This window comes from Sneathiella chungangensis, assembly GCF_009882935.1.
Taxonomy (GTDB): Bacteria; Pseudomonadota; Alphaproteobacteria; order Sneathiellales; family Sneathiellaceae; genus Sneathiella; species Sneathiella chungangensis.
On sequence record NZ_WTVA01000001.1, the window covers coordinates 96,620 to 114,603 of the forward strand.

At 59.9% G+C, this 17,984-nt stretch carries 17 protein-coding genes; 13 read left to right on the forward strand and 4 right to left on the reverse strand.

Annotated features, from left to right (window positions below; translation table 11 throughout):
• Nucleotides 1-54: 54 nt before the first annotated feature.
• The 6 genes from GQF03_RS00495 to GQF03_RS00520 all read left to right on the forward strand — a co-directional run bounded on the left by GQF03_RS00495 (nt 55) and on the right by GQF03_RS00520 (nt 3,725).
• Nucleotides 55-855 (forward strand): crotonase/enoyl-CoA hydratase family protein, encoded by an 801-nt coding sequence (locus GQF03_RS00495; protein ID WP_161337228.1) that lies wholly within the window; start codon nt 55-57, stop codon nt 853-855.
• Entirely contained in the window at nt 848-1,126 is a 279-nt protein-coding gene (locus GQF03_RS00500) for a hypothetical protein (RefSeq protein WP_161337229.1), read from the forward strand. The genes GQF03_RS00495 and GQF03_RS00500 overlap by 8 nt, the downstream gene beginning before the upstream one ends.
• Before the next feature lie 20 nt (nt 1,127-1,146).
• Entirely contained in the window at nt 1,147-1,755 is a 609-nt protein-coding gene (locus GQF03_RS00505; RefSeq protein ID WP_161337230.1) for a uracil-DNA glycosylase family protein, read from the forward strand.
• A complete protein-coding gene (locus tag GQF03_RS00510) occupies nt 1,752-2,729 on the forward strand; it encodes an alpha/beta hydrolase (RefSeq protein ID WP_161337231.1) in 978 nt (325 codons plus the stop codon). Before GQF03_RS00505 ends, GQF03_RS00510 begins: the two co-directional genes overlap by 4 nt.
• An 86-nt stretch (nt 2,730-2,815) precedes the next feature.
• A complete protein-coding gene (locus tag GQF03_RS00515; protein WP_161337232.1) occupies nt 2,816-3,241 on the forward strand; it encodes a DUF2846 domain-containing protein in 426 nt (141 codons plus the stop codon).
• Between the two features lie 55 nt (nt 3,242-3,296).
• Entirely contained in the window at nt 3,297-3,725 is a 429-nt protein-coding gene (locus GQF03_RS00520) for a DUF2846 domain-containing protein (RefSeq protein WP_161337233.1), read from the forward strand.
• 9 nt (nt 3,726-3,734) lie between these two features.
• On the opposite strand, the gene gph is transcribed toward GQF03_RS00520, so the two are convergent.
• Nucleotides 3,735-4,397, reverse strand: coding sequence for a phosphoglycolate phosphatase (gene gph / locus GQF03_RS00525; RefSeq protein ID WP_161337234.1), 663 nt, complete (start codon nt 4,395-4,397; stop codon nt 3,735-3,737).
• A 101-nt stretch (nt 4,398-4,498) separates the two neighbouring features.
• Here gph and glmU point away from each other — a divergent pair, with 101 nt between their 5' ends.
• Together glmU and glmS are read left to right on the forward strand one after the other, a co-directional pair.
• A complete protein-coding gene (gene glmU / locus GQF03_RS00530; RefSeq protein ID WP_161337235.1) occupies nt 4,499-5,836 on the forward strand; it encodes a bifunctional UDP-N-acetylglucosamine diphosphorylase/glucosamine-1-phosphate N-acetyltransferase GlmU in 1,338 nt (445 codons plus the stop codon).
• A 30-nt stretch (nt 5,837-5,866) separates the two neighbouring features.
• Complete coding sequence (glmS, locus tag GQF03_RS00535) at nt 5,867-7,690, forward strand: glutamine--fructose-6-phosphate transaminase (isomerizing) (protein ID WP_161337236.1); 1,824 nt, start codon at nt 5,867-5,869, stop codon at nt 7,688-7,690.
• Between the two features lie 6 nt (nt 7,691-7,696).
• Here the strand turns inward: glmS and GQF03_RS00540 are convergent, their stop codons facing one another.
• From GQF03_RS00540 to GQF03_RS00550, 3 genes are all read right to left on the reverse strand, one after another.
• Complete coding sequence (locus tag GQF03_RS00540) at nt 7,697-8,932, reverse strand: SAM-dependent methyltransferase (RefSeq protein WP_161337237.1); 1,236 nt, start codon at nt 8,930-8,932, stop codon at nt 7,697-7,699.
• A 337-nt stretch (nt 8,933-9,269) separates the two neighbouring features.
• Entirely contained in the window at nt 9,270-9,770 is a 501-nt protein-coding gene (locus GQF03_RS00545; RefSeq protein WP_161337238.1) for a PAS domain-containing protein, read from the reverse strand.
• Nucleotides 9,771-9,788: 18 nt separating this feature from the next.
• Entirely contained in the window at nt 9,789-10,733 is a 945-nt protein-coding gene (locus GQF03_RS00550; protein WP_161337239.1) for a cation diffusion facilitator family transporter, read from the reverse strand.
• A gap of 190 nt (nt 10,734-10,923) precedes the next feature.
• Between GQF03_RS00550 and gabD the strand changes: the two genes are divergently transcribed.
• The 5 genes from gabD to GQF03_RS00575 all read left to right on the forward strand — a co-directional run bounded on the left by gabD (nt 10,924) and on the right by GQF03_RS00575 (nt 17,958).
• Nucleotides 10,924-12,405 carry an NADP-dependent succinate-semialdehyde dehydrogenase gene (gene gabD / locus GQF03_RS00555; RefSeq protein ID WP_161337240.1) on the forward strand — a complete coding sequence of 494 codons (1,482 nt, stop codon included), beginning with the start codon at nt 10,924-10,926 and terminating at the stop codon, nt 12,403-12,405.
• Between the two features lie 69 nt (nt 12,406-12,474).
• Nucleotides 12,475-13,830, forward strand: coding sequence for a glutathione-disulfide reductase (gor, locus tag GQF03_RS00560; protein WP_161337241.1), 1,356 nt, complete (start codon nt 12,475-12,477; stop codon nt 13,828-13,830).
• A gap of 142 nt (nt 13,831-13,972) precedes the next feature.
• A complete protein-coding gene (locus tag GQF03_RS00565) occupies nt 13,973-15,352 on the forward strand; it encodes a class II 3-deoxy-7-phosphoheptulonate synthase (RefSeq protein ID WP_161337242.1) in 1,380 nt (459 codons plus the stop codon).
• 12 nt (nt 15,353-15,364) lie between these two features.
• Nucleotides 15,365-16,519, forward strand: a complete 1,155-nt coding sequence (locus GQF03_RS00570; RefSeq protein ID WP_161337243.1) for a nicotinate phosphoribosyltransferase — start codon at nt 15,365-15,367, stop codon at nt 16,517-16,519.
• A 101-nt stretch (nt 16,520-16,620) separates the two neighbouring features.
• On the forward strand, nt 16,621-17,958 hold the full coding sequence (locus tag GQF03_RS00575) for an MFS transporter (protein WP_161337244.1): 1,338 nt from the start codon (nt 16,621-16,623) through the stop codon (nt 17,956-17,958).
• The last annotated feature ends 26 nt before the right edge of the window (nt 17,959-17,984 follow it).

Below are 17,984 nucleotides of genomic sequence, written 5' to 3' on the forward strand. Positions count from 1 at the left end.
TCGGCGGCGCATTTCGCGCTTCCTATTTCCGGATCAATTGGGTAGCTTGGCGCTATGACTGAAGCTCTTTTATATGAACAAGATGGGGGAGTTGTAACCCTCACGATCAATCGGCCGGAGGAGCGTAATGCCCTCTCCGATGATGTCATCTTCGACGCATTCCTGAGTGCGGCGGACCGTATCAACAAAGACAACAGCGTGCGCTGCGTGATCCTGACGGGGGCGGGCAAGGCCTTCTCCGCCGGCGGGAATGTCAAGCATATGCGCGACAAGGAAGGGCTGTTCGCGGGTTCCCCGACGGAGCTGCGCCAGGGATATCGCCACGGCATCCAGAAAATTCCGCTGGCCTTCTATGACCTTGAAGTGCCGACCATTGCCGCCGTGAACGGTCCGGCCGTCGGCGCGGGCTGCGATCTTGCCTGCATGTGCGATATCCGCATTGCCGGAAAATCCGCCAAGTTCGCGGAAAGTTTCGTGAAACTCGGCATCATTCCGGGCGATGGCGGGGCCTGGTTCCTGCCGCGGGTTATCGGGCGCAGCCGCGCCGCGGAACTGACCTTCACCGGCGACATGATTGACGCCGCAACCGCACTCGATTGGGGCCTTGTCTCCCGGATCGTGGAGGATGCGGAGCTGATGACGGCGGCGAAGGACCTTGCCAATCGCATCGCGGCGAACCCGCCCCATGCGCTTCGCATGTCCAAGAAACTCCTGCGCGAAGGGGAGCATATGCGCCTCGACAGCCTGCTGGAGATGTCGGCGGCCTTCCAGGCGGCTTCCCATCACACCAAGGACCATGCGGAGGCCATCAACGCCTTCTTTGAGAAACGACCGGGTAATTTTAAAGGTGAGTGATCCCATCCTGATCCTTGAGGGCAGACGGGCCGCCAGCTGGCTGGCGATGCAGGACTATGACATCGGGCTGCATAGTCCGGCCTGCTACCCGCAGGGAGAGGCCGGGGAAATCGTTAAGGTAAATCTTGAAATCTGCCTTGCAAGAGGCGTAAAAATAACGAAGAAAATTGAAGACAGATGGCGGGAATCGACGCCGGACGATCTTGTCCTGCACCGTCCCCCCGCCGCAGTGCGGCCGCGTCTCGATGCGCTGTTTACCGGCGGCGCCTGACCGGTCCGGGTGATTGGTCGATGACGGAAAACTGCGATTCGCTGAAAAGTCTCCTGACGGAAATCCGCGCCTGCCGGATCTGCGAGGCGCATCTGCCGCTCGGGCCGCGCCCCGTTCTTGTCGCCGATGTCTCGGCACCCATCCTGATCGCCGGGCAGGCCCCGGGCACCAAGGTCCATGCGAGCGGTATTCCCTGGGATGATCCGTCGGGGGACCGGCTGCGCGATTGGCTCGGCGTCGATAAGGAGACCTTCTATAATCCGAAATATTTCGCGATCGTGCCGCAGGGATTCTGTTATCCGGGCAAACTTGCGAAGGGCGGCGATGCGCCGCCGCGCCCCGAATGCGCGCAAACCTGGCATCCGCGCCTGATCCCGCTGCTGGAAAAGGTGAATCTGACCCTGGCCGTCGGGCAATATGCGCATAAATATTACCTGTCCTCGGCGCGCAAGAAGACCCTGACGGAAACGGTGGCGAGCCATCGGAACTATGCGCCGGACCTCCTGCCGCTGCCGCATCCAAGCTGGCGGGTGGTCGGCTGGATGAAGAAAAACGACTGGTTCGAGCGGGAGGTTATCCCGGAGCTGCGCGCCCGGGTGCAGGGGCTATTGAAAGAGAGGGATCGATGAACTCCGTGATCCGCCTTGCCGCGGCAATCTGGCTCGGCGCCCTTGTGGTGGCCTGCGCGCCGGTGGTGCAGGAAGCGGGGGAGCAGAATATCGCGGCGGAGCTGAACGGCGATCATCTCAAGAGCCCGGACGGCGAAACCCTGCCTGTCAAGGTCTGGCCCGCCGAGGGCGATCCCGCCGCTATCCTCATCGCCGTGCATGGCTTCAACGATTACAGCAATTCCTATGCCTTCCCCGCGAGCTGGTGGATGGGGCAGGGCATTACCACCATCGCCTATGATCAGCGCGGCTTTGGCAGGGCGCTGAATTTCGGCATCTGGCCGGGGCAGGAGCTACTGATCAGGGATCTTGCGACCATGGTCCGCGAAGTGAGGGGAAAATATCCGGGCAAGCCGATCTACCTCATTGGCGAGAGCATGGGCGGCGCGGTGGTGATCACGGCGGTGACGAGCGACGGCTTCCCGAAGGTTGACGGCATCATCCTCTCGGCCCCGGCGGTCTGGGGCTGGCAGTCGCTCAATCCCTTCTATCAAGCGGTTCTCTGGACCGCCGCGCATACCTTTCCAAGCGTCAAGCTGACCGGGCGGGGGCTCGGCATCCAGGCCTCCGACAATATCTCGATGCTGCGCAACCTCGGCGCCGATCCGCTGTTCATCAAGGAAACCCGGATCGACAGCGTCTATGGCCTCGTCGGCCTCATGGACGCCGCCTATGACGCGGCGAAGGACATCAGGCTGCCGATCCTGATGCTCTATGGCGCGAATGACCAGCTGGTGCCGAAGGACCCGGTGGAAAAGGTCGCCGCCGAGCTGCCGCCGGGCGCCGATATCGTGCTTTATGAGAACGGCTGGCATATGCTGCTGCGCGATTTGCAGGGGCCAGTCGTCTGGCGCGATATCGCCGACTGGATCAAGACCCGGCAGATCCCGTCCGGCAACAAAATTGCCTCCCTCCCGCTCTTTAAAGAGGAATAAGCCGGATATCGGCCTCAATTTATTATTGTGAATCTTCCCGCGGCAGGGTAGGAGGGGAGACAGCAATAAAATTTTCAGGTGTCTCTATGCGTATCGTTCTTTCCCTCATTGCATTTCTTGTTCTTGTTGGCTGTTCTGCCAGTGGTCCGTTGTACACAGAAAGGAACAACATCAATACGCCGGCACCGGGCAAGGCTCTTGTTTATGTCTATCGGATCGACACCATAATCGGATCCGGCGTGTCCGCACATCTATTAGACGATGGAAAAGACGTTGGGGCCGTAAATGTCGGCGGGTATTTTGTTTATGAAGCCGATCCAGGGGTACATACTCTCTTCACCGAAACGACCGGCATAGATGAGCCCACAAAAATCGAGATGGTTGCCGGTCAGACATATTATCTACGAATTGACTATGAACCGGGCACTTGGACCGGAACCTTCACTGTCAAACTTTTGCTTGAGGATCAGGCGCTTCCGGAACTCAAACTCACGCGCTATCAGGGCACGTAAACCCCTCCACACCACTACTTTCTAACAATCTCAACCAGGTTTAGAGAGGAATTCCATGCGTATCGTTCTTTCCCTCATTGCTTTTCTTGTTCTCGCAGGCTGCGCGTCCGCCAGTGGTCCCAAATTTTCCGAATATAACGCGGGATTAAAACCGGAACCGGGCAAAGCGCTTGTTTACGTATACAGGGTCAGTACTCAATTAAAGGGGAGCGGTGGAACGACACCCTTCGTCGCCGGCGGTCAACTGATCGGAGAACTTCATACCGGTGGATATCTCACTCATCAGATGGAGCCCGGAACACATAAATTCCATACGGATGGCATGTATATAGATCAGGAGTTTATTCTTGAGGTTGTTGAAGGCAAAACCTACTATCTCAAGGTATTCCAGGAAGGGACTTACCTTCTGACCTATTACACCGTATTTGTCCCCGAACAGACGGCCTTGAGCGAGATTCAGGACATGCGATATGAGGGAGGCTGATGTCAGCCCTCAAAGCGATTTGATCAGCGGGAACAGCTCGTTGAAGTGATCGATGATGTGATCGGGGCCCAATTCATGGACCGGGGTTTCCGTATAGCCGAAGCTGACCGCGACGCTCGGGATGCCGGCGTTGCGCGCGGCCAGAATATCGTTGATGGAATCCCCGATCATGAAGGCCCTGCCGCCGTTATGGCCCATCAGATCGAGCGTGCCGGTGATATGGCCCGCATCGGGTTTTTTGACCGCAAAGCTGTCGCCGCCGGTGGTGGCAGAGAAAAACCGGCTCAGATCGAGATTTTCAAGGAGCGGCGTCGCAAACTGGATTGACTTGTTGGTGCAGACCCCCATCCTGGCGCCCTCCGCCTGAAACGCCTCGAGCGCCGCGACGACGCCGTCAAAGGGTCTGCTTCGGTCGCTGAGGTGGCTCAGGTAATAGTCGAAGAAAATGGTTACAAGCTCTTCAAATTTCTCGCTTTCCGGCATGCCGCCCGTCACGATCAGGCCTTTTTGAAGGAGCGCGCGGGCGCCCTGGCCAATCAGGTCGCGAACCTGCGCCAGGTCAAGGGTGGCGCGCCCCGCAAGGCGCAGCGTGTGATTGAGCGTGTCATGAATGTCCGGCGCGGTATCGACAAGCGTGCCGTCGAGGTCGAAAATTATTGCAATATCCTGCATCTATGTAAAATCCGGTAACATTTTTTTATTTGTTTATCCTGTAGGATTAGGTGTTATTTAGGCCAAAGTATAGTCAAGTTTGCTGAAAAACGAGTAAAGATATGTCATCCATCGCCGCCGTTGTCCTTGCCGCCGGAGCCGGAACCCGCATGAAATCGGCCAAGGCCAAAGTCATGCATGAAGTGGGCGGACGGCCGATGATTTCGCATCTGCTGGCCACCGTTGGCGGCCTCGATCCCGCGAAGATCGTGGTGGTCACCGCGCCGGGCATGGAGGCGGTGCAGAAGGAGGTCGCGCCCGCCGAGATTGCCATCCAGCAGGAAGCCCTCGGCACCGGCCATGCGGTCGCTGCGGCGCTCGGGAGCCTCAAGGGGTTCACCGGCGATGTGCTGATCCTCTATGGCGACACCCCGCTGATCGAGGCGGCGACGTTGCATAAAATGATCGAAAAGCGCCGCGCCGAGAAGGATTGCGCCGTCGTCGTGCTGGGATTCGAGCCGGACGATCCGGCGGAATATGGCCGTCTGGTGACGGATGCGAGCGGCAATCTCACCGCCATTGTCGAATTCGCCGACGCGAGCGCCGAAGAACGCGCTGTCGGCCTCTGTAATTCCGGCGTGATGGCGATTGACGGTGCACATCTCGCGCATCTTATCGAGGCGGTCGACAACAAGAACGCCAAGGGCGAATATTATCTCACCGATATTGTCGGGATTGCGATCGGGAACGGCCTTACCTGCGCCTATGTGAAGGGCGAGGAAGAGGAGCTCCTGGGCGTCAACAACCGCGCCCAGCTGGCCGAGGCGGAAGCCATCGCGCAAAAGCGCTGGCGCGCGGCGGCGATGGCAGACGGGGCGACCCTGATCGACCCCGACACCGTCTGGTTCAGCCATGACACCAAACTCGGGCGCGATGTGGTGATCGAACCCGGTGTTTTCTTCGGACCCAGGGTCACCGTGGGTGACAATGTCCGCATCAAGGCCTATAGCCATCTGGAAGGAACGACAATTGGCGAGGCGGCGCAGATCGGTCCCTTCGCGCGGCTGCGCCCCGGCGCGGAGATTGCGAAGGATGTGAAGATCGGCAATTTCGTCGAGGTGAAGAAGTCGCAAATCGAGATGGGCGCGAAGGTCAGCCATCTTTCCTATATCGGCGATGCGCGCATCGGCGCGGAGGCAAATATCGGCGCGGGCACCATCACCTGCAATTACGACGGTTTTGACAAGTTCAAGACCGATATCGGGGCCGGGGCCTTCATCGGCTCCAATACCGCGCTTGTCGCGCCGGTGAAGATCGGCGACGGCGCGATTGTCGGCGCGGGCAGCACGATCTCGAAGGATGTGGCGGCGGATGCGCTCGTGATCGAGCGGGCCGAGGAGAAACAGAAACCGGGCTGGGCGAAACGCTTCCGGGACTTGAAAGCGAAACTCGCGAAATAGCGCGGGACTGATTTAAAGGATCATTGGAATATGTGCGGAATTATCGGCGTTCTCGGCAAGAAGGATGTAGTGCCGTCCCTGATCGGCGGGCTGAAGCGCCTGGAATATCGCGGCTATGACAGCGCCGGGATCGCGACCCTGACCGCGGGCGGGATTGACCGCCGCCGCGCCGAGGGCAAGCTCGAGAACCTTGAAAGGGTGCTGGAGGGCAACAGCCTGCAAGGGCTGGCGGGCATCGGCCATACCCGCTGGGCGACCCATGGCGTGCCGAACGAGGTCAATGCCCATCCGCATATGACCAAGCAGATCGCGCTCGTCCATAACGGCATTATCGAGAATTACCGCGAGCTCGCCGATGAGCTGACCGCGAAGGGCTATACGTTCGAATCCGAGACCGATACGGAGATCGCGGCGCAATATATCACCAGCTATATCGACGATGGCAAAACCCCGGAGGAGGCCATGGCCGCCGTGCTGAAACATTTGCATGGCGCCTTTTCGCTTGCCGTGATTTTCAAGGGCCATGACAACCTGATGATCGGCGCCCGTCGCGGCGCGCCGCTGGCCGTTGGCTGGGGCGACGGGGAGATGTTCCTCGGCTCCGACGCGCTTGCGCTCGCGCCGCTCACCGTGCGGATTTCCTATCTCGAGGAGGATGACTGGGCCGTGCTCACCCGCGACGGCGCCACCTTCTATGACAAGGACGGCAAGCAGGTCGAACGACCGATCAAACAGACGCAGCTTTCCGGCGCGATGATCGGCAAGGGCAATCACCGCCATTTCATGATGAAGGAAATCGCCGAGCAGCCCGCCGTGATGGGCGAGACGCTAAACGCCTTCTTCAATCCGAAAAGCCGCACCATCACGCTGCCCGACCTGCCGTTCGACTGGAACGATCTGCCGAAAATGACCATCGTTGCCTGCGGCACGTCCTTTTACGCCGGGATGATCGCGAAATACTGGTTCGAGGGGATTGCGGATCTCAATGTCGAGGTCGATATCGCCTCCGAATTCCGTTACCGGCAGATGCCGCTCAAAAAAGGCGGTCTCGCGCTCTTTATCTCGCAGTCCGGCGAGACGGCGGATACGTTGGCCGCGCTCAAATATGCGAAGGAACATGGGCAGCATATTGCCTCCATCGTCAATGTGGAGGAAAGCTCCATGGGGCGGGAATCGGATTTCGTCTTCCATACCCAGGCCGGGCCGGAAATCGGCGTCGCCTCCACCAAGGCCTTTACCTGCCAGCTGGTGACGCTCGCCTGTATCGCCATTGATGCCGGGGTCAAGCGCGGGATCATTGATCATGAGGAGGAGGCGCGGCTCTGCGCGGCGCTCTCTGAGGTGCCGGCGCGCGCCGCCGAAATCCTTGACAGTGACGAGAATATCAAGGCGCTCGCGGAAGCCATCTTCGAGGCGCGGGACGTTCTTTATATCGGCCGCGGCACGGGCTATCCCATCGCGCTAGAGGGCGCGCTGAAACTGAAGGAAATCTCCTATATCCATGCGGAAGGCTATGCGGCCGGGGAACTCAAGCACGGCCCCATCGCGCTGATTGACGAGTTGGTGCCGGTGATTGTCGTCGCGCCCTCCGATCCCTATTTCGAGAAGACCGCCTCCAACATGCAGGAGGTGATGGCTCGGAATGCCCGGGTGATCTTCCTCTCCGACGCGGACGGCATTAAGCAGCTTGGCGGGCGGGCCCTGGGCTCGATCGAGCTGCCGAAGGTCGACCCGTTTGTTGCCCCGATCCTCTATGCGATCCCGGTGCAGATCCTCGCCTATCATGTTGCCGTGTTGAAAGGCACCGACGTCGACCAGCCCCGCAACCTCGCAAAATCCGTAACGGTGGAGTAGGGGCGTCTATTCCGCCGCGATGCGGGCCGGGTTGAGCTCGTTTTCCTCGATCTCGGTGATATAGCCGCGGGTCAGCGGCAGATCCAGCAGACGCTTGGAGAGCTGGATCTGGAAGACGACGAGGCCGCTGTTGCGGAAGGACACCTCGCTGGCGCACAGGTAGAAATCCCACATCCGGCAGAACCGCTCGTCATACAGCGCCGTCACCTCGTCTAGGCGAGCGAGGAACCGCTGCCGCCAGGCCCGCAGGGTATCGGCGTAATGCACACGCAAAATCTCGACATCCGTGACATAGAGCCCGGCCTTCTCGATTTCCGGCATCACCTGCGAGAGCGGCGGGATATAGCCGCCGGGGAAGATATATTTGTCGATCCAGGCATTGGTCGGCGAGGGGCGGTCGGCGGTGCCGATGGTATGCAGGAGCGCGACGCCGTCATCGGTGAGGATGGATTTCACCTTGCGGAAAAACTCCCCGTAATGCGGAACACCGACATGCTCGAACATGCCGACGGAGACGATGCGGTCGAATTTGTCGGTCACGTCGCGGTAATCGACGAGGCGGTAATCGACCTTGCTTGCAAGGCCCATCTGTTGCGCCTTTTCCCGGGCATAGCCATGCTGGTTCTTGGAGAGCGTGACGCCGGTCGCCTCAACATCGGCATTCTCGGCGAGAAAACGGGCCATGCCGCCCCAGCCGCAGCCGATATCCAGCACCTTCAGGCCCGGCTTGAGGGCGAGTTTGGCGGCGATATGCGCCATTTTTTGAAGCTGCGCCTGTTCCAGGCTATCCTCCGGCGTCTTGAAATAGGCGCAGGAATACTGCCGGTTCTCATCGAGGAAGAGGGCGTAGAAATCATCGCCGAGATCATAATGATGGGCGACGTTCCGCTGCGCCCGGCCGCGCGGGTTGAACTGCCTGAAAAACCAGTAGATGCGGTAGAGGGTATCGCCGAAAGTGGCGAGCGGATGACGCGAGCCCCAGCCGAGATTGCGCGTGAACAGGTCGAGAAGATCGTAGATATCGCCGCCATCGAGGGTGATATCGCCGTCCATATAGGCTTCGCCGAGATAGAGCTTGGGATAGAGCGCGAGTTTGAGCGCCGTCTTTTTCGAATGCAGGCGGAGTGTGACCGTCGGTCCGTCTTCCGTTCCCTTGTAGAAATGTTCACGGCCGTCCGCGTCAAAAACAGTGAGAGTTCCCTGCTTGATGATGCGTTTGAGTATTTGCGACAATAGGAACATAGCAACTCCTGTTCATTATTCGCGTCGGGGAGACAACAGTCCGGCTACCTTCCTAAATAGCCGGAAATTCAGGTTTCTGTTGCTTCCCGCTTCAAATAAAGCTGTCAATTCCGCGATGTTGCGTCTTGGCACGCGACAAGACCGGTCAGTTCAAGACGCCGCTCCTCTTTCTTTCTCTTAACCTTCACAAATCCGGACATATAAATGAATTCTGAAACCTTGCAGGCCCAAAATCAAGATTAAATTTACGTCCCGATTGCGTCATTTCCGTGAAAAGGAACAGAAAATAGCGGCGGAACATGACGGATCGCGGGCCGTTTCCGTGACGGCCGGCGGGTTATTCGATCAGGGCGATGGCGCCGAGAATGAAGCGGATTTCCCCCGCGGCATCGGCAAGCGGGCAGTCGACGCTTTCGAAATTCCGCGCTTTGTCCGCCGATACATCAACGATTCCGGTGCATCGGCGGCATTTCCCGCCCGCAACAATAGTATCGAAATAGTCCGCGAGACGCCGCAGCTCGGGCAGCGGGCTGGTTGCCGAGATTTCGTGCCCGCGCAGCGATGCCCCGACAATATCGACAACCGCTTCACCGTTCAGCCGGTAAATATAATTGCCGGGGCCGACCACCTCGATCAGATAGAGCGAGGGCGCCGTCGCCCAGTGGCGCGAGATATCGAAATCCTCCCGTTTGGGGAGGGCGGGCTGAAACCCTTCCCACCAGAAATAGAGGTTGCGCACGGCCGCTGTCCGGAAGTCGTCCTGCGACGTCACCTCCAGGCGGAATACTTTCTTGAAATTATCGGACCGGTCCTCTTCCTCTACTATTCTCAAATCCACGCAATTTTCTCCTTGTTATTATTCGCTTGGTTGCGGTCGCGGGTTGGCCCGGGCATGGGCGATAAAGCTCTGCGCCTCGATAAAGACGCGACGCACATCGGGATAGGTCTCCTTGACGCGAATCTCGAGCGCGCTGATCGCGGCCTCGACCTCGGTCGAGGTCAGGTCATCGGCGAAATCGAGGCTGACATTGACCAGGATATCCTTTGGTCCCAGATGCATGGTCAGCAATTCGTTGACGCGGAGGATGCGGCTGTCGTCGCACATGATCGTCGTGATCCCCTCGGTGACGGCCCGCCCGGCGCTCTCGCCGATCAGCAGCCCCTTGCATTCGATCGCCAGCAGCACCGCGACGCTCGCAAGGATGATGGCGATGACGACGGAGGCGGCGCCGTCCAGCTCCGGTATGCCGAGATACTGCGCGAAGAAAATCCCGATCAGCGCCGCAAAAAGGCCGAGCATGGCGGCCGTATCCTCGAACAGGATGGTGAAGATGGTCGGGTCCTTGCTGTGCCGGACCTCCTGCCAGAAGCTGCGCTTGCCCCGGCCGCGCTGAAACTCGCTAAAGGCGACGTACCAGGCCCAGCCCTCGAAAAGGATCGCCAGGCCGAGAACGACATAATTCCAGGTCGGATCGGTGATGATTTCGGGATGGCGGATATGCTTGATCCCCTCGTAAAGCGAGATCCCGGCGCCGAGCGCAAAAATCAGGATGGCGACGACGAAGGCCCAGAAATACAGCTCCATCCCGTATCCGAAGGGATGATCCTTGTCCGCCCGTTTCGCCGCCCGCTTGAGGCCGTGCAGCATCAGGATCTGGTTGCCCGTATCGACGAGGGAATGCACCCCCTCGGACAGCATCGCCGAGGAGCCGGTGAAAAAGGCGGCCGTGAATTTGGAAACGGCGATCAGGGAGTTCCCGAGCAGCGCCGCGTAAATGACTTTTTTCGAACCGCTTGCCAAAAAACCGCTCCCCTCATCAGATCTTGCGCTGAACCGCGCACAAGCATCTGATATTCTACAAAAGTCTCTGTAAAATCAAGAAAGCATTGAGGATGGAAGATTGACTATTAGATTAACTGGCATAAACTCCGGCCACGGCTGACGCGCCGTCGGCGCGGCGCTGACTAACCTCGAACCCAAGGAGCAGGACATGCTGGACAAGACAACGAACCCGCTAAATCTCAAGGACCCCGATTTATTGAGAATGCAGGGCCTTGTCGGCGGTAAATGGTGCGATGCCGATGGTGGCAAGTCGCTCGATGTGACCAACCCGGCAACCGGCGAGGTGATCGGCACCGCGCCGATGATGGGCGCCGCCGAGACCCGCCGCGCGATCGAGGCGGCAAAAGCGGCCATGCCCGACTGGGCCGGCAAGACCGCGAAGGAGCGCGCCAATATCCTCCGGAAATGGCATGACCTGATGCTCGAAAATACGGACGACCTCGCGAAGATCATGACCGTCGAGATGGGCAAGCCGCTCGCCGAGGCGAAGGGGGAGGTTGCCTATGCCGCCTCCTTCATCGAATGGTTCGCCGAGGAAGGCAAGCGCATCTATGGCGATACCATCCCCGAACATCAGAACGACAAACGCATCGTCGTGCTCAAGCAGCCGATCGGCGTGACCGTCGCGATTACGCCCTGGAACTTTCCGATCGCCATGATCACGCGCAAAGCCGCGCCGGCGCTGGCCGCCGGTTGTCCGATGGTGATCAAGCCCGCCGAGCTTACGCCCTTTTCCGCCTTCGCCATGGCGGTGCTGGCGGAACGGGCGGGGATCCCCTCCGGCATTCTCAGCATCGTTACCGGCGATGCGCCCGCCATCGGCACGGAGATGACCTCGAACTCGATTGTCGCGAAACTGACCTTCACCGGCTCCACCGCCGTCGGCAAGCTGTTGATGGAGCAATGCGCGGGCACGGTCAAGAAAACCTCGATGGAGCTTGGCGGCAACGCGCCCTTCATCGTCTTTGATGACGCCAACCTCGACGAGGCGGTCGAGGCGGCGATGGCCTGCAAATACCGCAACGCCGGGCAGACCTGCGTCTGCGCCAACCGCATCTATGTGCAGGAGGGCATCCATGACGCCTTCGTCGACCGGCTGACCGAGCGGGTCAAGGCGCTTAAAGTCGGCAACGGCCTCGAGGACGGGGTCATGCAGGGCCCGCTGATCACGGAAAATGCGGTGAAGAAGGTCGAGACCCATATCGAGGATGCGGTCAAGAAAGGCGCGAAGGTCCTTCTCGGCGGCCACCGCCATCCGCTCGGCCATACCTTTTTCGAGCCGACAATCCTGACCGGCGTGACGCAGGAGATGCGCGTCGCCAAGGAGGAAACCTTCGGCCCCATGGCGCCTATCTTCACCTTCAAGGACGAGGCCGAGGTGATTGCCATGGCGAATGATACGGAATTCGGCCTTGCCGCCTATCTCTGCGCGCGCGATATCGGCCGCATCTGGCGGGTCAGCGAGGCCCTCGAATACGGCATCGTCGGCATCAATACCGGCATCATCTCGACCGAGGTGGCGCCCTTTGGCGGCGTCAAGCAGTCGGGCATCGGCCGCGAAGGATCGAAATACGGCATTGATGATTACCTCGAGATTAAATACATGTGCATTGGTGGCATCAACAGCTGACCGCCAGAAACAAACCCGGGGCCGCGAAAACCAGACGCCGCAATCGGCGTCCGACTGAGGATAAGTCAAGTGAAATACGATTATGATCTGTTTGTCATCGGCGCCGGTTCCGGCGGCGTCCGGGCCTCGCGCATCTCGTCAAGCCTCGGGGCGAAAGTCGCCATTGCCGAGGAATACCGCGTCGGCGGCACCTGCGTGATCCGCGGCTGCGTGCCGAAGAAACTGCTGGTCTATGCGAGCCATTTCTCGGAGGATTTCGAGGATGCCGCCGCCTATGGCTGGACCGTCGGGGAGCGCAGCCATTCCTGGAAGAAGCTGATCGCCAACAAGGATAAAGAGATCGACCGGCTCAACAGCATCTATCATTCGATCCTCGAGAATAACAATGTCGAGCTCTACCAGGCGCGGGCGACGCTGATTGACAAGCATACGGTCCGGGTCGGCGAGGAGACGGTGACGGCGAAATATATCCTTATCGCCACCGGCGGCGCGCCATCGATGCCGGACGTGCCGGGCATCGAATATGCCATCTCGTCGAACGAGGCGTTTCATCTCGAGGAGATGCCGAAACGCATCATCGTTGTCGGCGGCGGCTATATCGCCGTCGAATTCGCCGGGATTTTCAACGGCCTCGGCGCCAAGGTGACGCAGCTGTACCGCGGCGAGCATATCCTGCGCGGTTTCGATCGCGATGTGCAGATTTTCCTCTCGGGCGAAATCCGCAAGAAAGGCATCGACCTGCGCACCCATGCCAATCCGGCGCGCATCGAGAAGACCAACGCCGGCCTCAAGGTCACGCTCGAAGACGGGCAGGTGCTGGAAACCGACGCCATCATGTATGCGACGGGCCGGGCGCCGAACACCAAGGGCCTCGGGCTCGAAAAGGTTGGCGTAACGCTGAAGCAGAACGGCGCAGTCAAGGTCAAGGCGGATTCCCAGACTTCGGTTGACAATATATACGCCGTTGGCGACGTCACCGACCGGATCGCGCTGACCCCGGTCGCCATCCATGAAGGCATGGCCTTCGCCGAGACGGTCTTCGGCAAGCGCCCGAAAGTCGCCGATCACGAAAATGTCCCCTCCGCCGTCTTTTCCCAGCCGCAGGTCGGCACCGTCGGTTTGACGGAAGAGGAGGCGCGCGCCAAATACGGAGAGGTGGATATCTACAAGTCGCAGTTCCGGCCGATGAAGCAGACGCTGACCGGCGGATCGGAGCAGGCCTTCGTCAAGCTGATCGTCGATCAGAAGACGGATATCGTCGTCGGCGCCCATATTATCGGGGCCGATGCGGCGGAAATCATCCAGTCCGTCGGCATCGCGCTCAAATGCCGGGCGACCAAGGCGCAGTTCGACGCGACCGTCGGGGTGCATCCCTCGCTTGCCGAGGAAATCGTCACCATGCGGGAAAAGTTCGTCGCCGCATAAGGGGAAGATTTGCCGCAAACTGGAACGGTTTAGGCCGATTTTTTGACCAAATGCCCCAAAAAGGGCAGGTTATTGATTGCGAAATCAATAAAAGGCTGTAGATAATAGTTTTTCATGCGCATGAGATTTGAGGAATAGAGAGATGTCGAAACCCTGGACCCCTGAAAGCTGGAAGCAAAAGCCCGTTCGCCAGCTGCCGACCTATCCGGACCTCCAGGCATTGGCCGCCGTGGAAGATGAGCTGAAGAATTTTCCGCCGCTCGTATTTGCAGGTGAGGCGAGAAGCCTTCGGAAAAAGCTCGCCGAGGTGGCTCATGGCCGCGCCTTCCTGCTGCAGGGCGGAGACTGCGCCGAGAGTTTCGCCGAATTCCACCCGAACACCATTCGCGACACCTTCAAGGTGCTGCTGCAGATGGCCGTCGTCCTCACCTTCGGCGCCAATTGCCCGATCGTCAAGGTCGGCCGTCTTGCCGGCCAGTTCGCCAAGCCGCGCTCCAGCGATACGGAAACCGTGGGCGGCGTCGAGCTGCCGAGCTATCGCGGCGATATCATCAACGGCTTCGATTTCGACGCCGAGCAGCGCGTGCCCGACCCGCAGCGCATGCTGAAGGCCTATTCGCAGGCCGCCTCGACCCTCAACCTGCTGCGCGCCTTCGCGCAGGGCGGCTATGCGGACCTGCATCAGGTGCATAGCTGGAACATGGGCTTTGTTGCCAGCGGCCCGCAGGGCGAACGCTACCAGGAAATGGCCGACCGCATCCATGACGCGCTCGCCTTCATGGAGGCTTGCGGCGTGACCTCGACCAATACCCCGGAAATGGGCCGGACGGATTTCTATACCTCCCATGAGGCGCTGCTGCTGCCGTACGAACAGTCGCTGACCCGCGTCGACAGCACGTCGGGCGATTACTACGACACCTCCGCCCATATGCTGTGGATCGGCGATCGCACCCGCGATCCGGACGAGGCGCATGTCGAATTCCTGCGTGGTGTCGCCAACCCGATCGGCGTCAAGGCCGGTCCGACGCAGACGCCCGATGGGCTGATGCGCTTGATCGATGCGTTGAACCCGAAGAATGACGCGGGCCGCATGACCGTGATCTGCCGCTTCGGCGCGGATAATGTGGAAAAGCACCTGCCGGAGATGATCCGCAAGATCGAGAAGGAGGGGCGGACCGTCGTCTGGTCCTGCGATCCGATGCATGGCAATACCATCAAATCCTCGACCGGCTACAAGACCCGTCCGGTCGATCGCATCCTGACCGAGGTGCGGCAGTTCTTCGACGTGCACCAGGCCGAGGGAACCTACGCCGGCGGCGTGCATTTCGAGATGACGGGGCAGAATGTCACCGAATGCATCGGCGGCGCCTTCGAGGTGACCGAGGAAGGGCTCAGCGACCGCTACCATACGGCCTGCGACCCCCGGCTCAATGCGAACCAGGCCCTGGAACTTGCGTTCCTGATTTCCGAAATGATCAAGAAGGAGAGGGGGAACGGGGCAGCCATCGCAGCCGTCTCGTAATTCCGCACGAACATGACCAGCCAGACGCCAGTTGCCAAACGCGAGGCGGTGGATACATCCATCGCCGACCACACCGACCAGTATTTTAACAAGACGAAACGTGTTATCGGGCAATTCGGCGATATAACAGTGACTTACGCTGTTTTCATGAGACGCCCGGTGATCTTCTGCCCGCGGATCATGGTCGACTGGCTGGATAGCGTCGCGCAAATGCGCGGCCAGAGCTTCAAGATCGAACCCTGCTTCGAGGAGGGCGACTGGGTCGGCGCCGGGGAGCCGCTTGTCTATATCACCGGCAGCTTCTATGACCTTGTCGATCTGGAAACCCTGTATCTGCAGAAGCTCGGGCCCGCCTGCGTCGCCGCCTATAACGCCTATAGCATGTGCGCCCATCTGCCGGAGGCCAGCTTCCTCGCCATGGACGCGCGCCATTGCGCGGGCGCGGAGATGGCGGACATGATGGCCTATGCGGCCGCCGTCGGCAGCCGCGCGGCGAAGAAGGAAATCGGCGCCACCGGCTTCATCGGCAACGCGAATAACGCGACCGCCCATTATTTCGGCAACGACAAGGGCCTCGGCACCATGCCGCATGCCCTGATTGGCTATGCGGGCAGCACGGTACGCGCCGCCGAGATGTTCCATGAGAGTTTTCCCGGCGATCCGCTCACTGTCCTTGTCGATTATTACGGCAAGGAGATCAGCGACGCGCTCGCCACCTGCGAACGCTTCCCCGACATGGCGCAGAGCGGCAAGCTTGCGGTCCGCATGGACACCCATGGCGGCCGCTTTATCGAGGGGCTGGACCCGGCCACTTCCTATGCGGTGCTGGAACGGCACATGCCCCGCGGCATCCGGCAGTACCGCTCGGAGCAGGAGCTGAAATGGCTGGTCGGCACCGGCGTCTCGGCGGCGGCGATCTATTTTATGCGGGAAAAACTGGACGAGGCGGGCTTCAAGAAGGTGCGGATCGTTGCCTCCTCCGGCTTCTCGCCGGAAAAATGCCGGGTCATGGGCAGCATGAAGGCCCCCATCGACGTGGTCGGGACGGGCTCGTTCCTGCCGGAAATCTGGCCCGAGACCTATGCGACCGCCGACATCATTTCCTATGACGGCGTGCCGGCGGTAAAGGTCGGCCGGGAATTCCTGCTTCGCAAGGAAAAATCCTGACTTCTGCTTTGGAACAATTAATGTCGTATTGCGATTGGCATCGGGCGGCAATTATGATCAAAAGCGATTGGATATAATCGCCTCTTTCTGAACGGATGGCCATGTACGCTGCGGTTAAAAATTCCTGGCCACTCCTCCTCGGACTGGGCCTCCTGATGCTTGGCAACGGCCTGCAGATCAGCCTTGTCGGTATCCGCGCGTCGCTGGAGGGGTTTCCCGCCGCCGTCACCGGCCTTGTCATGTCCGGATATTACGCGGGCTTCCTTATCGGATCCATCGTCACCCCCAAGATTCTTGCCAATGTCGGCCATGTCCGGGTGTTCGCGGCGCTGGCCTCGCTCGCCTCCTCGGCGGCGCTGATCTATGTCGTCTTCGTCGATCCGATCGTCTGGGGCGCGATGCGCCTGCTGACGGGATTTTCCTTCGCCGGTCTCTATATCGTCTGTGAAAGCTGGCTCAACGACGCCGCTACGAACGAGACGCGCGGCCAGCTTCTCTCCGTCTATATGATCATCATGATGGGCGGCATGGCGATCGGGCAGCTGTTCCTGAACCTCGCCGATCCGGGCGGCTATACGCTCTTCATCTTTATCTCGGTGCTGATTTCCTTCGCCCTGATCCCGATGGCCCTGACCGCCAATCCGGCGCCCAATTTCACCCTGAGCACGCGGCTGAAACTGAAGGAACTTTACAAGATTTCCCCGCTCGGCATCGTCGGCATGTTCGCGCAAGGGATCACCGGCGGCGCCTTCTACGGCATGGCCGCGGTCTATGGCGACAATATCGGCCTTTCGGTCGCGCAGATTTCGAGCTTCATCAGTATCATGATCATGGGCGGCGTCATCCTGCAATGGCCGGTCGGGCGGCTCTCCGACAAGTTCGACCGGCGCATGGTGCTGATGGTCACCACCATGTTGAGCGGCGCGGCGGCATTGCTGGCTCTCTATGCCGGGGAGAGCGGGAATTTCCTCTTGTTTCTGTGCGCCGCGGCCCTGTTCGGCGGCTTTTCCGTGCCGCTTTACTCCCTCTGTATCGCCCATACTAATGACCATCTGGAACCCTCCAAAATGGTGGCGGCGTCGAGCGGGCTGATCCTGGTGAACGGCGCCGGCGCCATCTTCGGCCCGATTCTCGTCGGTCCCCTGATGTCGCTGGTCGGCAGCATGGTCTTCTTCGGCTGGATCGCCTTCGGTCATATCGCCATCGGGATTTTCGCCATCTACCGCATGTATCGCGCGCCCGCGACGCCGATGGACGAGCAGGGCACCTTCGTCGCCATGCCCGTGCGCACCGGCAGCGGCGTTGCCCAGATGAATCCGGAGACCGAGGAATGGGAGGAGGAGGAAGAGGCCGCTCCTTCCACCGCCGATGCGGGAGAGGAGGAGGAAATCCCGGAAATTCTCGATGACGGACCGGCGCTCGGCTCGCAAAATCAGTAATCATCTAAAAAATCGATCTTTTTCCG